We start from the raw sequence: 19,286 nt of genomic DNA, 5'->3' as shown, positions 1-19,286 counted from the left end.
TTTATAAAATGATCGAAAAAGAATTCAAAGTTAAACACTATATTGCGCTTGGCCTGCTTTTTATTGCCATTATCATTTCAGGTATTCAACCACTTGAGTTTGAGGCTTATTTGCTTCATCAAGCTGGCACTGTTTTTATGGTGATTCTGCTTTTTATTATTTTCAAAAAAATTGGTCTCGATTTCTTAAGTTTTACTTTTTATCTATTGTTTTTATTAATCCATATTATTGGTGCTCACTATCTCTACTCCTACGTTCCATACAATGACTGGATACAACAGGTGTTCCATTTCAACCTAGATCAATATATGGGCTGGTCCCGCAATATGTATGATCGTTTAGTTCATCTTGCCTATGGTGTTTTGCTCTATCCTCTTATTTATCGTGTATTCCAAGTATGGTTACCCACTGCACGTCCTTTTTCTTTATTCTTACTTGTAGTCCAGTTTGTGATGGCGTCTAGTGTCTTTTATGAACTGATCGAATGGGTAATTGCAATCGGGCTATCACCTGAACAAGCTGAAAATTATAATGGGCAACAAGGTGATATGTGGGATGCACATAAAGACATGTTACTCGCTACAATTGGCGCAATCCTCTATGGGCTAATCGCTCTTCTCACAACACCAAAAAATCAAACAATAAATTAAAAAAGCGCTCATTGAGCGCTTTTTACATGTTGTCTCAAATACCCTAAACAACTGGATAAGTTTGATCTAAAAGGTTTTGTAAAACCGAAGAAGTTGTATCAGGTAAAGGATGATCAGGATTTGATGTTGTCTGACCAACTGATGCATTTACTTCGTTTGGCTCAGATGCCTGAGTCGTTTTTAACGCTGTTGATGAGAGAAGCTTTGCGATTGGGTCTGATTCACTAGCCGTAGAACTTTTTAATAAATCATCTAAAGGAACCGATTTCTGCGGGTTATTCGTCTCAGTTGTTGTACTTTGCGCTGCCTTTAAAGTATGCAGTCCGACACTATCTGCCAAAGATGGCCCTTCTGTACTTAAAGTATCTACTGAAGTTTCAGACAGGCTCGCAGCTTTCGGTGCAACTACATAAAAGGTAAATGGAGAACTTGCCTCACTGGTAAGGCCTGCCGCATCAGTTTGAGTCAAAGTAATAGAATGCTTACCAAGAGCTAAGTCTTTATCAAATGTAAATGACCAAGATCTACCACTTGTTACCGTCACAACTCCAATTGCAACACCATTATCATAAATCGTAAGAGTTGCATTTGCTTCACCTGAGCCTGTAAGTTTTGGTCTAGCATCGTCAGTTTCAGAACCAGCCGTTATAGCTCCTTTAACAGCGCCTACATCATCATCTACGCTATTTAATATAGGTTTTGCTGGTGGTGTTGTATCTTTTGTACCTACAATATCAACAACTTCAGACTTATTTCCAGCATTATCTATAGCTGATACCGAAGCATGTTTATTATCCGTTAAAGCTGGTGAAATAGAAATTGTAAATTTTCCATTCGCATCCGCTGTTCCACTACCAATTATCTTCCCTGTTGTATCTTTAATTTCAATTTTGGCATTGGCCTCAGCCGTACCGGTTACAGAAGTACCATCTGTATTAATTTGAACAGTCGGTTTATCTGGTGCAATCGAGTCAAAGCCTGGCGTAATTTCAACTGGTTTAGATACATTACCAGCAGCATCTTCCGCAACCACTGTGCCCTTTTGCGCCTCTTTTAAAGCAGGTGAAAGTGTAATTTGAAATTCACCTTGAGCATCGGCGGTCCCACTTCCAATCACTTTACCATCGGCATCTTTTATTTGAACTTTTGCATTTGCTTCAGTTTTACCATGGATTACCGATCCTTCTTTATTTACTTCAACAAAAGGAGATGCTGGTGGTATGGTATCTTTACCTGCAATAATTTTAACTTCCTCAGATTTATTACCCGCAGCATCTTCGGCAATCACTTTACCGCCCGCTTCACTGGTTAATGGTGGAGTAAGTTTTAAAGAATAAATACCATCTTTATTCGCAAAAACAGTTCCTAATACTTTGCCAGTGGCATCATAAACAGTGATTTTTGCATTTGCTTCTGCTTTACCTGTCACTAAGGAACCATCATCACTCAATTGAGCTTGTGGAACATCTGGGGCAATTGTATCTTTTGTTCCTGTTACCACAGTAACTTTAGAATTATTTCCAGCCGCATCTTGGGCAATAACATTTAATTTATCCCCATTCACTAACGGCTTATCTAATTTAATCGTGTAATTTCCACTCGCATCAGCAACACCTGAGGCCACTGTATTGCCTGCTGCATCTTTAATGTAGATTTTCGCATTTGCTTCAGTTTTGCCAGTCACTGTCACAGTATCATCAGAAAGTGTAGCTGTAGGAGCAGCAGGTGCTATTAAATCGGGAGTACTGGGTGAATCATCTTTATCATCTTTATCAAATGCCCAAAGATATAAACCTTCAGCGGCTAAAACTGCTAAGCCTGCTTTTAGTACATTACCCATTGAAAAGCTTGGATCATTATCAACTGCCATTGTTGCGGCTGAAGGACTCGTACTGGTATAGGCCAAATCCGTAACATGATTTAAGCCTCTATAATCTATAACCTTACCTTGAGCATCAAATTGTGCTTCAACAAATTTTCCTTGTTCAGTTGGAAAAACGAGTGAATGCTCTGTTGTATTCGTTGCTTCATTAAAGAAATTTTCTAAGACAATTGTTTCTCCATTTTTTAAATGGATGACTAGACTTCCACCCTGCTTTTCCATCGATGCGATATCTTTTTGACTTACACCAATTTGAATAATAGTAGGTTGGTTTAAAACCACCTTATTGAGCTGACCATCTTGCAGAACGTCCAAACCCTCTTTGGATGCTACAATTATTCTTGTCATTATTTCCTGTCCTAAATTTCAGTTATATTTTTAAATGTTTATCTTTTAAATGGATCATCTAAAAGCTATTTTATTGTTGCCTAAAATATCAAAATCACTTATTTATCACAATTCAATAAGTATATTTATCAACAATTTTTTTTGAATCTTTATTCAATATCTATTTTTTATAAAAATGAATTGTCGTTCCGGCAATTCAAATCAAATTCTTTTAACCTTTTGCATAAAAAAGAGCCCCCCTAAAAGGCACTCTTTAATTTGAAAATATATCTTAATTAAAATTTAGTATCGCGCATTTGAACTAAAGTTGAATTCGCTTTTGCTAAAGTATCAGCCACTTTATTCATTACAGCCGGAATCAGGCTATCTGCCATTTGAGCTGCTTGCAAACCTAATTTTTCACCCAAAGTTGCTTTTTTACGGGTATTAATTACATATACGTCATGCTGAGGTAACAACGCTAATAGATACTCATCGGAAGTTTGTAGTTTATCTACAAGGTTTAAATCAAGTGCATCTTGACCATACCAATGTTCACCTGTAGCAACCTTGTCTACATTAAGCTGTGGACGATATTTCTCTACAAAGTGCTTAAACAACACATGCGTTTGTTGTAGCTCTTCTTCAAACTTCGCCTTACCTTCAGGAGTATTCTCACCAAACATGGTGACAGTACGTTTATATTGCCCTGCTGTGTAAAGTTCGAAGTCCACGTTATGTTCTTTTAAAAGACGATTAAAATTTGGTACCTGAGCCACGACACCAATCGAACCCACGACAGCAAACGGTGCAGAAATAATTTCATTTGCAATACAAGCCATCATGTAGCCGCCACTTGCCGCGACCTTATCGACACAAATCGTTAAATGAAAACCTGCATCACGCAAACGAACCAATTGAGCTGCCGCCAATCCATATCCATGAACCATACCACCCGGACTTTCAAGACGTACCACAACACGGTCACGTCCAGCTTTAGCCGTTGCTAAAATAAGGGTGATTTCTTCACGAAGGTTTTCAACCGCAGATGCCTGAATGTCACCTTTAAAATCTAAAACAAAAATTTTCTGGTTGTTCTTACGGCGAATTTTAGCTTCTTTTGCAAGTTGTTGAGCCAATTGTAAAAGCTCTAAACGGCTTGCTGTGGTTTGTGCAATTTTTTTTCTCTGTTCATTTACACGTGCATTTAAATGACTGACACGTATTTCCGCAGGGAGTTTAGGCAAATGGAATAACATAAAATTCTATGCTCATAAGTTTGTCTTTATAGCCTTAAGATGTGGTTCTTTTAATTAAAATTCAATAGCGATTTTGCAAAATAGAGCCATTTTCATTTATTAAATAAAAAAAGAGCACTAGGCTCTTTTTCTATTACAACGATCAATTAACCGAAACGGCCAGTAATGTACGCTTCTGTCAATTGGTGGTCAGGCTGAGTAAATACTTTCTCTGTAGAGTTTACTTCAATCAAATCACCTAAATGGAAGTAAGCTGTACGGTCTGAAACACGAGCTGCTTGTTGCATCGAGTGCGTTACAATAACGATTGTGTATTGATCAGAAAGCTCAGAAATCAGCTCTTCCACTTTCGCCGTTGCGATTGGGTCAAGCGCAGAACAAGGTTCATCCATCAAGATCACTTCTGGACTTACTGCAATTGTACGTGCAATACATAAACGTTGTTGCTGACCACCAGATAAGCCAGTACCCGGTTGGTTTAAACGATCCTTCACTTCTTCCCATAGACCTGCTTTACGCAAGCTATTTTCAACAATTTCTTCTAGGTCATATTTGTCACGTGCTAAACCGTGTAGCTTCGGACCATATGCCACGTTATCAAAAATAGATTTAGGAAATGGATTTGGCTTTTGGAACACCATACCAACCTGTGCACGCAGTAATACAACATCCAGATTTGGATCATAGATATTTTTGTTATCTAAAGTGATCTTACCTGTCACACGACAGCCATCAATCGTGTCGTTCATACGGTTTAAAGTACGCAGGAAAGTCGATTTACCGCAGCCTGATGGCCCAATAAATGCAATTACTTCATTTTGATAAATATCTAAATCGATGCCTTTAATCGCTTCAAAGTCACCATAATAAACATGGGCATCTTGTGCACTGATCTTGATTTCGGTTGAGTTTGGCTTTTTTGAAGTATGTGGTTCAAAATGCGAAACGTACGAAGTGCCATGATGCAGTTGTGTATCTGTAAGTTGAGATTGTTCAGTATTCACTAACTTATCCTTTTCTAAGGAATTCGTAATATCAATAGTATTCATGATTTATCCTCTATTACCAACGCACTTCGAACTTTTTACGTAACCAAATTGCAAGGCTGTTTAAACCAATCATTAATGCAAGAAGTACGATAATCGCAGCAGCAGTACGGCCTTCGAAGAAGTTACGCAACTCATTACCCTGCCATAGATAAACTTGGACAGGTAAAGCAGTTGCTTGATCAAATGGGGTGGTTGGAACACTTGCAACGAATGCACTCATCCCGATTAAAAGTAAAGGTGCAGTTTCACCGAGTGCGTGTGCAACACCAATAATTGCACCCGTCATGATGCCGGGCAACGCTAGCGGTAAAACATGATGGAAAACGGTTTGTACTTTAGACGCACCTAAACCTAGGGCAGCTTGTCGAATTGAAGGTGGCACAGCTTTTAAAGAAGCACGTGTTGTAATAATGACTGTTGGTAGTGTCATTAAACTTAATACCAAACCACCGACGAAAGGAGCTGACAACGGTAAATGCATCCAACCAATAAAGATTGCAGCACCCAACAAACCAAACACGATTGAAGGTACAGCAGCAAGGTTATTAATGTTGACTTCAATAATGTCTGTAATGACATTCTTTGGAGCAAACTCTTCAAGATAGATTGCGCTGGCAACACCGATTGGAATCGAGATAATGATCACAATCAGCATCATGAATAATGAACCCATGAATGCGCCTGCAAGACCACTAATCGCTGGTGAACTACGAGAGTCAGGATTCTTAAATAAAGTCGTATTAAAGGTATTTTCAAGTACACCTTTTGCTTTAAGGTCATCTGCCAACTTGCGGATTTCCGGATCAAGTTGTTGTTGATCGTCTGGTAATGAGCGGTCAATATTACCCTTCAGCCATACATCTACATTGGCATCACCCAAGAAAGTTAGGTTCTCTTTTTTCCCAATGAGTGATGGGTCAGCAAACACCATATCACGTAAGCGATAAGCTTCAGAACTTGCATAAAGGCTACTTAAATAATCGCGTTGTGATGCAAGTGAAGGATCTTTAGCAATCATGCCATTTACGATCAGGCTATCCCAATCGACCATACCCATTTTCGTTTGCCAATCGACATAACGCTCTTGATAATGTGCAGGTGTTTCACCTTGTGTACGTACCGGCACTGGACCTGCATCAATTACTTTAGGATCGAAGTAGACTGGTACATTCATACTGGTTTGCCAGAATGCTGGTAACCCTTTTGCCAAAATACTGCCAAACAGTAGCGCAACGAATGCAAGACCAATAACAACTGCTGACAAACCTGCAAAGCGGAAAGCTTTTTCTTTGCGGTGACGTTTAGCCAGTGATTTTTCAATCACTTTTTTACGGCGATCACGTGCCTGAGCAGCAGCTTGTGGATCAAATACGTTCTGATCCATAGGAGACGATGTATTTGATGTACTCATTCGTATTGCTCACGGTATTTACGCACAATGTACAGTGCAACAATGTTTAATCCTAAAGTGATCACAAAGAGTGTTAAACCCAGTGCAAATGCCACCAAGGCCTGTGGGCTCGCAAAATCAGTATCACCCGTTAACTGTTTTACAATGGTTACGGTAACTGTCGAAACAGCTTCAAACGGATTTGCATGTAGAAGTGGGCTGTTCCCTGCTGCCAAAACCACAATCATGGTTTCCCCTACGGCACGCGAAACAGCCAATAAAAATGCCCCTGTAATACCCGGTAAAGCTGCCGGTAAAACCACTTGGCGAATCGTTTCTGATTTGGTTGCGCCCAGTCCTAACGAACCATCACGAAGTGCACGAGGAACTTGAGTAATAATGTCATCAGACAAAGATGAAACGAATGGGATAATCATAATTCCCATTACAAAACCGGCAGTCAAAGCACTGGTTGCATTAATTTCAATACCGACATACGCACCAGCAGCTTTAAAGAATGGCCCAATAATCATCATGGCAAAAACACCATAAACAATTGTTGGAATACCCGCTAAAACTTCAATGGTAGGTTTTGCCCATGAGCGTAACCACGGCGAAGCATACTCAGCTAAATAAATAGCAATCATTAAGCCAACAGGTACAGCAACTAATAAGGCAATACCACTGACCATGAGCGTGCCCCATAGTAATGGTAATAAACCATAACTACCTTCTGCATTACCTGAAGTACTAAAGCCAGGGTTCCATTCTGTACCAAAGAAAAAGTCGATTGGACTTACAAAATGGAAGAAATGCATTGCCTCACCAAACATCGACATTACAATGCCGATCGTGGTTAAAATTGCAACGCCAGAACATAAAATCAAACCAACATTAATTGCACGCTCAACTTGGTTACGTGCGCGATATTCTTGGCTGATTTTTTTCTTTGCCCACACTAAGCCCAACAAAGCGGCACAGACAACAACAGCAAATTTGGCAAAAGAGCCAATGGTTTGAAATTTTGCATATTGCTGAGCAGCAGCCAACTCATAAGCCGCGGGATGATCACTTACCCCAAAACCAGAAGCGATCGCTTGAACTCGATCAACAAGTACACTTCTTGCTGCTTCATCTAGAGAAGCTGTCACAGAAGCAGGTACGTTGTTAAAGATAATATGATTTAAAATACTTGGCTCAACCAAGTTCCAAATGATCAAAATTAAAAAAGCAGGGATACCGCACCAAAGCCCAACCAGTGCGCCATAATAACCAGGACGAGAATGTAATGTCGCCGAGTTGCTTCCCTTACCTGCTAGGTGGCGGCTCTTTCTCAGCCCAAGTTGATATGCAATTGCCACAAGGGCTAACAACACACCGATAAGTAGCAGATTCATGTATTCTCCACTGTTTTCTCAATTGTCATAATTTGGGAAAAACGTGTTAGACAAAAAGGCTGATGATCGCTTGAGATCACCAGCCCCTATTCAAACCAACTTATTTAACAGTTTTACCTGCTTTAAAGTCAGCTAAAACTTTAGCGCGTTCTGCATCAGACATCGCGATTAAACCATCACGCTCAGCTTTAGAACCTTTACCAGTCGCTTTTTTGCTTAGGAAGTATTCTACGTATTGAGGTAAACCTTTAACTGATTTTAAGTGCTCGCCTTTTACATAGAAGTATAGTGGACGAGATACAGGGTATGTACCATTTAACACAGTTTTCTCAGAAGGAACTACGTTGTTTACTGTCGCTACACGTAACTTGTCACGGTTCATGTCATAGAAACTTAAACCAAATACGCCTACTGCACTTGGAGAAGTTTTTAAGCGAGCTAGAGTTTCTGTATAGTCACCAGCAATTTCAATTACACGACCGTCTTTACGGAAAGTAGAACATGCTTTCTTTTGAGCGTCTTTGTCTAGGCTCTTGAAGTATTCATACGCTTCGCAACCAGCTTCAACCATTTTCTCTTGGAAAACTTCACGTGTACCGTGGTTAGACGCAGGAATAACAAGCGTAATAGGCTCATTAGGAAGTGATTTGTCAATTTGGTTCCAGTTTGTATAAGGGTTTGGAACCAATTTACCTTTTGAAGGTAACTGTGCAGCTAAAGCAGCAAACACATGATAAGGTTTTAATTTATAAGCTGCTTTGTTTGAGCTAGAGGCAAACACAATACCGTCATAACCAATTTTGATTTCTTGAATTTGTTTTACACCAGCTTTGTTACAAGCTTCGATTTCAGTACTTTTAATTTTACGAGAAGCGTTTGCAACATCGATTGTGTTGTCACCAACACCTTGACAGAACTGTTTTAAACCAGCAGAAGAACCACCAGAACCTACAACAGGAGTTTTAAATTGAGGGAATGTATTACCGAACTCTTCAGCTACAACGCTGGCAAATGGTAATACAGTTGAAGAACCAGCAATTTGAATCGTATCACGAGCTGCATTTGCAGTCGTTGTTACAGCGGCCCCAGTTACTGCTAATGCAATTGCGATTTGACGTGGATTTAAGCGCATTCTGTTCTCTCTCATTAATGCAATAGGTTGTACGTCACTTTTTGTTGAGTGCTTGTACGCTCTTCGATAGCTGCATTGTGAATAGAAAATATGACAAATAAGTTACAGTATTATGACGCTTTCATGATTTTTGTAATGTTCATTGTCACATTTTTAAATCTATTTTATATCAATTATTTAAGATGATTTTATAAGTCCTTTGATATTTAGATTTAATGGGAAATATGACAAACGTTTAAAATAATAAAATTGTAATTATGCTTAAATTATAAAAACTTAAGTAATTTAATGAATTGATGCTACAAAATTATTTTATTGACACAATTCTCAATTTTTTACGTGTCACCTTTATTTTTAAAAAATTATTTCGCCCGAACATGAAAATATTATGACAAAACAAAAACGGTTACCTGCCTTATGTCAGATAACCGCAATATCACTGTAAATTTAGCTTATTAGTTTGATTGTACTTCCGGCATTGCGACCATTTTTTTACGATACTTAAAGAAATACATAATCGCTAAAACAGCAAGCCAGATTGGCCCCAAAATAACAGCGAGTCTCATATCTGGTGTCATCGCCATAATAATGAGAATGAAACATACAAAGCTAATAGTTAAATAATTACTCCATGGGCTCATAATGCTTTGGAATTTGGTTTGACGCTTTTGCAATTTCATTGCTTTGGTAAATTTCAAATGCGTGACTGAGATCATAAGCCAGTTAATAACAAGCGCAGCCACAACCAACATCATAAAGAGCTGAAAAGCTTGACCTGGAATTAAATAGTTGACCACTACACAGACTGCTGTAATTGAAGCAGACACAATTGCAGCAGGGACCGGAATACCGCGGCTGTTCACTTTTTTCAAAATTGCTGGCGCATTGCCCTGCTCTGCTAAACCATGCAACATACGACTATTACAGTAAATACAACTGTTATAAACCGAAATAGCAGCAATCAAGACCACAAAGTTCAGAACATTCGCAACGCCATTACTATTGAGGGACTGGAAAATTAAGACAAACGGACTACCGCCTTCTGCCACCATATTCCATGGATAAAGACATAAAAGAATACCGATTGCACCAATGTAAAAAATCAGGATGCGATAAACAATCTGGTTTACTGCCTTTGGAATTGTTGTTTCAGGTTTTTTCGTTTCAGCTGCTGCAATACCGATAAGCTCTAGACCACCGAATGCAAACATAATGACAGCCAAGGCCATAATAAAGCCATGAATACCATGCGGGAAGAAACCACCGTGTTGCCATAAATTTGCAACACCCGCTTGCGGACCTGCTGAGCCTGAAAGTAAAAGATAAGCACCGAAGCCAATCATACTTAAAATCGCAACAATTTTAATGCAGGAAAATAAGAACTCCGATTCCCCAAAAAAGCGGACATTTACCAAGTTAATGCCGTTAATTAAAATAAAGAAAAATAGAGCGGTCAGCCATGTCGGAATTTCTGGCCACCAAAACTGAATAAAAGTACCAATCGCACTCAGTTCGGCCATACTTACCAGTACATACAAAACCCAGTAGTTCCAGCCAGACATAAAACCAGCCATTTTGCCCCAGTATTTGTTCGCAAAATAACTAAAAGAACCACTTACCGGTTCTTCAACAACCATTTCACCTAAATGACGCATAATCAAAAAGGCAATAATTCCTGCAATTGCATATCCCAATAAAATTGAAGGACCTGCCAGTTTAATTGTTTGTGATAGACCTAAGAATAACCCTGTTCCGATCGCCCCTCCGAGTGCGATGAGTTGAATATGCCGATTGGATAAGCCTTGTTTTAACTCGTGCTTATTGTTTACATCCATAACATTATCTCCAATGTTGGTGTCACTTCCTGTACACCTTTATTCAGCACCATATCCGAAGGCCAGAAACCGACCTTCGGACATAAGTTGCTTTAGTATGAGTCCATTTAATTTTTGAGAGGACGTGTCCTATCTTCTATTTAAAAAGAGATTGCATCCTTACATTTAACGGGTTGGGAACGCTCCTTTAAAATTTCGTAGCCGCGATCACCGTAGTCAAAACGTGCAATCACAGAAGCAAATTTTTTCAAACTCACTGGCGCATCCATTGCTGGTAGTTTCAATTCAATGAAAGTTAACTGATCATTTTGCTGAACATTATCTAAAACGCTCTTCAGTTGGCCAGCAGTCTCAACCACGTAAGTGGTATGGCCTTTTTTACCGTTAAATACCGCTGGAATTTCAGTGTATTTCCAGTTTTGCACGTCGTTATAGGCAGCGTTTTCACCCATAATTAAACGTTCAATGGTGTAGCCGCCATTGTTCAACAAGAAAATAATTGGTTTTAAACCATGGCGGATAATCGTAGAGAGTTCTTGTACCGTAAGCTGGAACGAACCGTCACCAATAAACAAAATTTGACGACGCTCAGGAGCAGCTAACAAACTACCAAGCAAAGCTGGCAAGGTATAACCAATAGAACCCCAAAGCGGCTGCGCAATATATTTAGCTGTAGCAGGAAGTTTGATACCAGACAAAGCAGAGTTTGATGTTCCTACCTCACCAATAATTACATCATCTTCTTTTAAGAACCCTGAAATATAATTCCAAAGCACATCTTGGCTAAGCTTCTGTTGAGCTGGCGCTTCAATTACTTTCTGAGGTTGTTTTTCAAGAAGAGGTATTGACGATTTACGTGGTGCAACTTTTTTATTTAGCTCGACAAGTAATTGCCCAATTTCTATACCCGGAAAATCCTGACCAAAAATATTTAAGCCGTAAGATTTAATTTCGATATAGTTCTTGGTCTCAATTTGATGCGTAAATACAGCTGAGCCTACATCGGTAAAGCGCGCGCCAACACCAATTAAACAGTCAGATTGTTCAATGATATTTTTTACATGCGGTTGGCTTGCTCCACCCACATAAGTTCCGATATAACGAGGTGAGCCTTCATCCATAATATTTTTTGCAGTATTCATACCTGCAAATGGAATTGAGCATTTCTGAGACAAATCATTTAAAAGTGAAGTTACGCCAAAAACTGAGGCTTCATTATCAATTAAAAGCGCTGGACTTTGAGCATTCTCAATAATGTCACAAAGTTTACTTACCACACTTTGCAATAATTCAGGTTCAACAGCTGGGTAGCTTAGGTCGAGCGGACGCTCAGACACTTCAATTTTAACGTGAGTAATATCACCAGGTAGTTGGATGTGTACAGGACGGCGTTCAAGGAAACACTGACGCAATACACGGTCAATTTCAGAAGCTGCATTTGCAGGAGTTAAACGAGTTTGGGCAACTGTGAACTCTTTCATACAGTTCATAATATTGTCGTAGTTACCATCAACTAACGTATGGTGTATGAGAGTGCCCTTTTGAACTGCATGTAAAGGTGGAATACCTGAGATATGAATAAGAGGTACATTTTCTGCATAAGCACCGGCAATACCATTAATGGCACTTAAGTCACCTACACCATAAGTGGTTGCCAAGGCAGAAAAACCGTTAATTCGTGCATAACCGTCTGCTGCATAGGCAGCATTTAATTCATTACAATTTCCAATAAATTCGAGTTGTGGGTCTGCTTCAACTTGTTCTAGATATGAGAGGTTAAAATCACCAGGTACACCAAAAAGATGTTGGATACCCATTTGTTTTAGACGAAGATTTAAAAATTCACCAATTTCTATGAACATTGCTCTATATCCTTTGAGACCAATTTTTATTCCATAGAAAAATAATATTTCATCTATCTTTTAGATTTCGTGCATAATGAAAACGCATTTTAATAAAAATACATGATTTGTGTATCATAAAAGGATTTTATGCAATGGATAAGTTCGACTGGCAAATCATTCAGGCACTACAAAAGAATGGACGACTCACCAATCAGGAAATTGGAGATTTAATCGGTTTATCTGCTTCTCAATGTTCAAGACGACGTCAATTGCTTGAACAAAAAGGCGTGATTCTTGGTTATACGGCACGCATCCAGCAACAGGCGCTAGGGCTGGAAGTTACAGCGATGATTCACATAAACTTAAGGACACACGAGGCGAAATCACAGCAAGCTTTCCAAGAGCTGATCGAAGCTGAAGATAACATTCAGGATGCTTTTTCAATTAGTGGTGATGCTGATTTTATTTTAAAAGTCGTTGCTGAAAATTTAGAACAGCTTTCGCAATTTGTGACTGAAAGATTACTTTCTTATAATTTTATAGGGCACATAAAGTCTTACATTGTTCTGAAAAAAATTAAAGAACAGAATCATTTTTTAATCAAGCCTAAAAGTATGAGCTATCATCACTCTCAATAAAACAACTCAGCTTTTCACTCTTAAAAGTGAAAATAAAAAAGGCGGATACTAAATCCGCCTTAAAATTAATCTTTAGACTTTACTAATATGGACCGTTTGCCCGATCGTATTTTCAAGCAAACCTTCCAAACCAAACTCAGCGCCTAAGCCAGACATTTTCCAGCCTCCGAAAGGTGCATGAGGCAGTACTTCTGCATGGGTATTAATCCAGACCGTTCCGCATTGAAGCTGTGTAGCATAGTTCTGTGCGGTTTTAAGATCAGAAGACCAGATTGAACCACCCAAACCAAACTCACTGTCATTGGCACGGGCAATTGCATCGTTGATATCGGTATATTTTAAAACAGGCAACACTGGACCAAATTGCTCTTCTTGTACCACGCGGCAAGAGTCAGAAATTTCAGTCAAAATAGTTGGCGCAATAAAGTAGCCCTGCTCTGGGACTTGTTGTTGCCCAGAAAGTGCTTTTGCACCTTGTGCAATCGCTTCAGCAATAAGATCTTTCACTTTGTTATATTGCATCTGGTTTTGTACTGGTCCAAATGTTGTAGAAGATGCCATACCATCCCCCACAACTTGAGCGTTGGCAATATCAGCTAACTTTTGAGATAAAGCTTCATATTGGCTTTCATGCACATATAAACGCTTTAACGCCGCACATGTTTGACCAGCATTCAAGAACGCCATATTAAAAATCTTAGCAGCAATTTCATCGATATTTGCATCTGGCAATACAATACCAGCATCATTACCACCAAGCTCTAAAGTTAAGTGTTTTAGCTGCTGAGCTGCACCAGCCATAATGTGCTGCCCTGTTCGAGTTGATCCCGTAAACACGACTTTTTGCACATCTGGATGAGAAGATAATGCTTCACCAATCTCACCAGCACCAACCACAATTGAGATCACACCTGCCGGAACTTCTTGCTGAATGATTTCACATAAACGTAAAGTCGATAATGGTGTGTATTCCGAAGGTTTGCTAATGACAACGTTACCTGCACGTAAAGCAGGCATGATATGCCAAACTGCAATCATGAGTGGCCAGTTCCATGGCGTAATTGAAGCCACTACACCCAGTGGTTGGCGATGGCGCTCAATACGCTTAGTTTCACTGTCTTCAATTACTTCTACCGGTAAATCCATAGAAGCCGCATAACGCGTCCAGCCAATTGCACCCTGCACTTCCATTTGTGCCAGTGCGAGTGGTTTACCTTGTTCAAGCACCACCAGCTCTGCAAGCATTTCAGCGTGCTTTTCAATACCGTCTGCAATCTTGTTTAAAATTGTTTTACGCTCATCATGCGAGACAAGCTGCCAAGCTTTAGAAGCCTGTTTAGCTGCACTAACAGCTTGATTCACTTGTGCAACTGATGCTTTTGCACAATGTGCCGCAGTTAAGCCTGTAGCAGGATTAATAATTTCCAGTTCACCTTGTTCACCTGAACAAAGTTGACCGCCAATAATAAGTTTAAATTCATTAAGCATATTCGCTTGTTGCATTTCTTCTTCCTTGTCTTAATTGTAATTACGACTTCTTACTTTATGTAGTATGGTTTAAAGCAAGTGCCGTATTGATATATCAATGCGACCAAAAAATCGGGAACATACCAATACAATAAGAAATTTGCTCACCATAAATCATGCATAATTATTTTTGTTTTTTGAAAATATGCATGTTTTGTGCATATCCCCTTCTTCTGATACACACTTTTAATAAAAATAATATGTAATAAAAAAGCCCGGCAATAAACCGAGCTTTTTGGGGTATCAACTCAATTAGTCGATTGGTGGTACGTAGTTACCAGAAGCAATCGCATCTTTAATGCGTTCAGCTTCAGCCAATACTTGAGCTAAAAGGTTCTTAACGTTGTCGACAGTTACTACTGGGCTTAATGTTGTCATCTTCAATGACTGTACATTACCAACTTTTGTTACACCGATATTTGCTTCACCACGTGCAAACAATTCATCTGCTACGTTTTGGTTCAAGCTATCGATAAACTCAACTGGGTAACCTTCTGGAACAACACGGAACAATACCGAAGCAAATTGTGGTTCAACTAAAAGCTCTAAACCATCAGTTGCCTTGATGTAATCTGCAACTTCACGAGTCAGTTTTACACCATGGTCAATCATTGAACCATATAGCTCTTCGCCGAGTGATTCAATGGTCATCCACAATTTTAAAGCATCAAAACGACGAGTCGTTTGTAATGATTTAGACACAAGGTTAGGTACGCCATGCTCTTCATCATAAGCAGAGTTCAAGTACTCAGCTTCGTAGTGCATGAAACGATAGTTCGCTTCATCTTTCAACAAGAACGCGCCACAGCTAATGCTTTGGAAATAATGCTTATGGAAGTCGAGGGTAATCGAGTCAGACAACTCAATACCATCAAGCATTGCACGATAGTCATTTGACAAGATCAGTGCACCGCCCCATGCAGCATCGATATGCATCCATGAACCATACTTATTAGTAATTTCACGGATTTTTTTCAATGGATCAATTGCACCAGCATCAGTTGTACCCGCTGTCGCAACGACACAAGCAACAACTTTACCTTCAGACTGAAGATGCGCCATTGTTTTTTCAAGAGCATCAACATCCATCTGTGCATTTTCATTCACAGGAACAGTCACAACTGACTGGAAGCCCATGCCCATCATTGCCATGTTCTTTTGCACAGAGAAGTGAGCATTTTCAGAACAAATGACTTTGACGTTTTTCATTGCTTCAGCTGGAATACCATCACGCTGTACAGACCATGGGTTACCATTTTCGTCTTTCCAGTTTTTCGCAATGCACCAGTCACGAGCAAGTAATACACCCATCAAGTTAGATTGAGTACCGCCAGAAGTGAAAACACCTGCCTGACCAGAACCGTAACCTACTTTTTGACGCAACCAATCAATAAGCTGCACTTCCATTAATGAACCTGCCGGGCTTTGATCCCATGAGTCCATAGACTGGTTAGTTGCATTGATTAACACTTCCGCGATCTGGCTCATCACCATGGTTGGGCAGTGTAAATGTGCTAATGAATGTGGATGGTGTACTTTCAAGCTTTTATTCAAGAAAAGCTCAATCATACGTTGAAGAGATTGTTGTACACCCATACCTTCTTTTGAAGGTTGGAAAGAAATTGCTGAACGCAACTCTTTAATGCTACCGCCTGTGTACATTTTTTCATTTTGCAACCATGCTGAAACGGCTTTTACCGCTTCGCCCATTGCTGACTCATAGTCAGCAATGGATTGTGCATCATTGCAGAGTAACGCTTTACGATGTTCTGCAAAATCCACCATACTTACGCGCCTCGCACTGCAACCAATGCTTCTGCAACTGCTTTCTTAAAGCGAGCAATTACTTCTACACACTCTTCTTGAGTAATGATGAGTGGGCAAAGTAAACGAATTACTGTACCGTTACGACCACCTTTTTCAAGCAATAACTTGTTGTTAAAGCAAGCAGTCTGGATCGCAGCCGCTAACTGAGAGTCAGCAGGGTGAGAACCGATACGGTCAGCAGGTTTACGCTCGTCAACGATTTCAACACCAATCATTAAACCGCGGCCACGTACGTTACCGATACATGGGAATTCAGTAGCTAATTTTTTCAATTCAGCTTGTAAGAATTCACCACGCTCTTGTGCATTTTGAGCAAGGTTTTGTTCCTTGATCGTTTCTAATACAACAAGACCTGTACCCATAGCAAGTTGGTTACCACGGAAAGTACCAGTGTGACCAGCAGGCTGCCAAGCATCAAATTTACGCTTAATACCTAATACTGCAAGTGGTAAACCACCACCTACTGCTTTAGACATTACAACGACATCAGGTTCAATACCGGCATGTTCAAATGCAAACATTTTACCTGAACGAGCAAAGCCTGCTTGAACTTCGTCTAAAATTAAAACGATGTTGTGCTTTTCAGTCACTTCACGGATTTTTTGCAACCATTTTACTGGAGCTGTAACAACACCGCCTTCACCTTGAATTGCTTCAAGAATAACAGCAGCAGGCTTAGTTACACCGCTTTCAACATCTTCAATAAAGTTTTCGAAATAGTAAGTTAAAGCGTCAACACCAGCTTCACCACCTAAACCAAGTGGGCAGCGATATTCATGCGGATATGGCATGAATTGTACACCTGGCATTAAGCCATTCACTGCATTTTTTGCACTTAAGTTACCAGTCATTGCAAGTGAACCATGAGTCATACCATGGTAACCACCAGAGAAACTGATCACTGAGCTACGGCCAGTGTAAGTTTTAGCAAGTTTAATTGCTGCCTCAGTCGCATCTGCACCAGAAGGACCACAGAACTGTAAGCAATATTCTTCTTTACCACCTGGTAAATATGCTAACAACGCTTCAGTAAACGCATCTTTTAAAGGTGTGGTTAAGTCTAAAGTATGCAATGGCAAACCACTTGCCAATGTGTCTTGAATACTTTGAATCACCGCAGGATGATTATGACCTAAAGCCAATGTACCTGCCCCAGCTAAACAATCAAGGTACTGTGTACCTTCAACATCAGTAACCCAGCAACCTTGTGCTTTCGCTATCGCTAACGGTAATTTACGTGGATAGCTACGAACATTCGATTCCATTTGACTTTGGCGAGTCAAATAATATTCGTTGGTAGCATTAGTGGCAGGGTTGACAGAAGTAACGCTCATATCGGATTACCATCTCTGATAAGGGTAGAAAGAAATAAGTCTGGTGACTTTTGGTCCTTTGACTCGGTGCTTTATAGAACTAGCGAAGACACATATTTTATATCTTGTAACTAGGAGCGCGATGATACCTAATTTTGCAAGAAAAAAAACGTCTTTTGTGTACTTTACTCATCTAATCTTATTGAAAAATTGTATTATCCCAATAGTTATGATGAATTATCATCATACTATGTGACAACCTAAAGAAAATATTCTTTTTTTATATTCGTGTGATTTTTTAAGTTACATTGAAACACTTTAATTCTAAGTTTTTTATTTTTAAAGAATTTTATTCTTACCAAAAATTAAAAAACTTGATTTAAATATTACAAATACCCCACAAAATCTGCAAAAGTTATGCATAACTTATGTTTAACATTTCTTAATGAAAAAAATTAAATTTATATTAATTTTTAAAGGATAAATTTATGCGTACTTTAGCAATATCTACTCTTCTCCTTGGTACGGTACTCAGCCCTATGGTTTTTGCCCAAGATGATAATGCCCTTCACTACAATATTGTAAATGTTCAAGCAGAAGCTTCTCGCCAAGTTTCAAACGATGAAATGCATGCAACTTTATATATTGAAAAAAGCAATAAGCAGCCTGCAGAACTTTCAAACCAAATTAACCAGTTAATGAACCAAGCACTCGCAACTTCGCGTAAATACCCACAAGTGAAAGTGGAAACTGGTGCCCAAAGCACTTATCCAATTTATGACAATGACAGTAATAAATTAAAAGAATGGCGTGGCCGCGCGGAAGTTCGTCTAGAAAGTAAAGATTTCAAAGCTGCTAGCCAATTAATTAATGAGTTACAACAAAGCTTTCAAACTCAATCCATTAATTTTAGCGTTTCAGATGAGCAACGTAAAAAAGTTGAAAATGAATTGATGGTAGAAGCGTCTAAAAACTTTCAACAGCGTGCTCAAATGTTGACTCAAGCATGGAATAAAAGCCAATATTCTTTGGTCACTCTAAACCTGAACACGAATAATTATTTTCCTCAACCTGTAATGCGTGCCAGCCTAGCTAAGTTCGCTGCTGCTGAAGCGGCACCAGCTCAAGACATGGCTGCTGGTGAATCTAAAATTACTGTAAATGCAAACGGTTCAATCCAGTTTAAATAATTCATTTTTCAATCTAAAAACCGCAT

At 39.3% G+C, this 19,286-nt stretch carries 14 protein-coding genes; 3 read left to right on the top strand and 11 right to left on the bottom strand.

Going from position 1 to position 19,286, the window contains the following annotated elements; all coding sequences use genetic code 11:
• Positions 1 to 8: 8 nt before the first annotated feature.
• Entirely contained in the window at positions 9 to 650 is a 642-nt protein-coding gene (locus tag NQ782_RS10530; protein ID WP_000570324.1) for a DUF2238 domain-containing protein, read from the top strand.
• Between the two features lie 43 nt (positions 651 to 693).
• Here the strand turns inward: NQ782_RS10530 and blp2 are convergent, their stop codons facing one another.
• From blp2 to NQ782_RS10490, 8 genes are all read right to left on the bottom strand, one after another.
• Entirely contained in the window at positions 694 to 2,880 is a 2,187-nt protein-coding gene (gene blp2 / locus NQ782_RS10525; RefSeq protein WP_057094201.1) for an Ig-like repeat protein Blp2, read from the bottom strand.
• Between the two features lie 275 nt (positions 2,881 to 3,155).
• On the bottom strand, positions 3,156 to 4,118 hold the full coding sequence (gene sohB / locus NQ782_RS10520) for a protease SohB (protein ID WP_000897185.1): 963 nt from the start codon (positions 4,116 to 4,118) through the stop codon (positions 3,156 to 3,158).
• Positions 4,119 to 4,264: 146 nt separating this feature from the next.
• A complete protein-coding gene (gene pstB, locus NQ782_RS10515; RefSeq protein ID WP_001091975.1) occupies positions 4,265 to 5,167 on the bottom strand; it encodes a phosphate ABC transporter ATP-binding protein PstB in 903 nt (300 codons plus the stop codon).
• A 13-nt stretch (positions 5,168 to 5,180) separates the two neighbouring features.
• On the bottom strand, positions 5,181 to 6,578 hold the full coding sequence (gene pstA, locus NQ782_RS10510) for a phosphate ABC transporter permease PstA (RefSeq protein WP_000107954.1): 1,398 nt from the start codon (positions 6,576 to 6,578) through the stop codon (positions 5,181 to 5,183).
• Positions 6,575 to 7,954 carry a phosphate ABC transporter permease subunit PstC gene (gene pstC, locus NQ782_RS10505; RefSeq protein WP_001050723.1) on the bottom strand — a complete coding sequence of 460 codons (1,380 nt, stop codon included), beginning with the start codon at positions 7,952 to 7,954 and terminating at the stop codon, positions 6,575 to 6,577. The genes pstA and pstC overlap by 4 nt, the downstream gene beginning before the upstream one ends.
• 100 nt (positions 7,955 to 8,054) lie before the next feature.
• Positions 8,055 to 9,086: a substrate-binding domain-containing protein gene (locus NQ782_RS10500; protein WP_001238906.1), complete on the bottom strand. Its 1,032-nt coding sequence runs from the start codon at positions 9,084 to 9,086 to the stop codon at positions 8,055 to 8,057.
• Between the two features lie 455 nt (positions 9,087 to 9,541).
• Positions 9,542 to 10,921: an amino acid permease gene (locus NQ782_RS10495; RefSeq protein ID WP_000383014.1), complete on the bottom strand. Its 1,380-nt coding sequence runs from the start codon at positions 10,919 to 10,921 to the stop codon at positions 9,542 to 9,544.
• Between the two features lie 140 nt (positions 10,922 to 11,061).
• The gene (locus tag NQ782_RS10490) at positions 11,062 to 12,783 is read right to left on the bottom strand and encodes an alpha-keto acid decarboxylase family protein (protein ID WP_000469459.1); all 1,722 of its coding nucleotides are present in this window, start codon (positions 12,781 to 12,783) and stop codon (positions 11,062 to 11,064) included.
• 134 nt (positions 12,784 to 12,917) lie between these two features.
• Here NQ782_RS10490 and NQ782_RS10485 point away from each other — a divergent pair, with 134 nt between their 5' ends.
• Positions 12,918 to 13,403: an Lrp/AsnC family transcriptional regulator gene (locus tag NQ782_RS10485; protein ID WP_000357090.1), complete on the top strand. Its 486-nt coding sequence runs from the start codon at positions 12,918 to 12,920 to the stop codon at positions 13,401 to 13,403.
• Between the two features lie 72 nt (positions 13,404 to 13,475).
• Here NQ782_RS10485 and NQ782_RS10480 read toward each other — a convergent pair whose 3' ends face one another.
• The 3 genes from NQ782_RS10480 to NQ782_RS10470 all read right to left on the bottom strand — a co-directional run bounded on the left by NQ782_RS10480 (position 13,476) and on the right by NQ782_RS10470 (position 18,091).
• Entirely contained in the window at positions 13,476 to 14,906 is a 1,431-nt protein-coding gene (locus tag NQ782_RS10480) for an aldehyde dehydrogenase family protein (RefSeq protein ID WP_057093822.1), read from the bottom strand.
• 276 nt (positions 14,907 to 15,182) lie between these two features.
• Complete coding sequence (locus NQ782_RS10475) at positions 15,183 to 16,715, bottom strand: aspartate aminotransferase family protein (protein ID WP_000227392.1); 1,533 nt, start codon at positions 16,713 to 16,715, stop codon at positions 15,183 to 15,185.
• A gap of 2 nt (positions 16,716 to 16,717) precedes the next feature.
• The gene (locus tag NQ782_RS10470; protein WP_000117540.1) at positions 16,718 to 18,091 is read right to left on the bottom strand and encodes a diaminobutyrate--2-oxoglutarate transaminase; all 1,374 of its coding nucleotides are present in this window, start codon (positions 18,089 to 18,091) and stop codon (positions 16,718 to 16,720) included.
• Between the two features lie 467 nt (positions 18,092 to 18,558).
• Here NQ782_RS10470 and NQ782_RS10465 point away from each other — a divergent pair, with 467 nt between their 5' ends.
• Positions 18,559 to 19,260 carry an SIMPL domain-containing protein gene (locus NQ782_RS10465; protein WP_001259428.1) on the top strand — a complete coding sequence of 234 codons (702 nt, stop codon included), beginning with the start codon at positions 18,559 to 18,561 and terminating at the stop codon, positions 19,258 to 19,260.
• Positions 19,261 to 19,286 lie beyond the last annotated feature (26 nt).

The organism is Acinetobacter sp. BD54, assembly GCF_044778325.1.
Lineage (GTDB): Bacteria > Pseudomonadota > Gammaproteobacteria > Pseudomonadales > Moraxellaceae > Acinetobacter > Acinetobacter baumannii.
This window is presented reverse-complemented; position numbering and strand designations above follow the sequence as displayed.

Bases quoted from the DNA above. Each gene is read 5' to 3' on its own strand.
- pstC (WP_001050723.1), bottom strand. From the start codon at position 7,954: ATGAATCTGCTACTTATCGGTGTGTTGTTAGCCCTTGTGGCAATTGCA.
- NQ782_RS10530 (WP_000570324.1), top strand. From the start codon at position 9: ATGATCGAAAAAGAATTCAAAGTTAAACACTATATTGCGCTTGGCCTG.
- blp2 (WP_057094201.1), bottom strand. From the start codon at position 2,880: ATGACAAGAATAATTGTAGCATCCAAAGAGGGTTTGGACGTTCTGCAA.
- NQ782_RS10480 (WP_057093822.1), bottom strand. From the start codon at position 14,906: ATGCAACAAGCGAATATGCTTAATGAATTTAAACTTATTATTGGCGGT.
- NQ782_RS10490 (WP_000469459.1), bottom strand. From the start codon at position 12,783: ATGTTCATAGAAATTGGTGAATTTTTAAATCTTCGTCTAAAACAAATG.
- NQ782_RS10485 (WP_000357090.1), top strand. From the start codon at position 12,918: ATGGATAAGTTCGACTGGCAAATCATTCAGGCACTACAAAAGAATGGA.
- NQ782_RS10495 (WP_000383014.1), bottom strand. From the start codon at position 10,921: ATGGATGTAAACAATAAGCACGAGTTAAAACAAGGCTTATCCAATCGG.
- NQ782_RS10475 (WP_000227392.1), bottom strand. From the start codon at position 16,715: ATGGTGGATTTTGCAGAACATCGTAAAGCGTTACTCTGCAATGATGCA.
- NQ782_RS10500 (WP_001238906.1), bottom strand. From the start codon at position 9,086: ATGCGCTTAAATCCACGTCAAATCGCAATTGCATTAGCAGTAACTGGG.
- pstB (WP_001091975.1), bottom strand. From the start codon at position 5,167: ATGAATACTATTGATATTACGAATTCCTTAGAAAAGGATAAGTTAGTG.
- NQ782_RS10470 (WP_000117540.1), bottom strand. From the start codon at position 18,091: ATGAGCGTTACTTCTGTCAACCCTGCCACTAATGCTACCAACGAATAT.
- NQ782_RS10465 (WP_001259428.1), top strand. From the start codon at position 18,559: ATGCGTACTTTAGCAATATCTACTCTTCTCCTTGGTACGGTACTCAGC.
- pstA (WP_000107954.1), bottom strand. From the start codon at position 6,578: ATGAGTACATCAAATACATCGTCTCCTATGGATCAGAACGTATTTGAT.
- sohB (WP_000897185.1), bottom strand. From the start codon at position 4,118: ATGTTATTCCATTTGCCTAAACTCCCTGCGGAAATACGTGTCAGTCAT.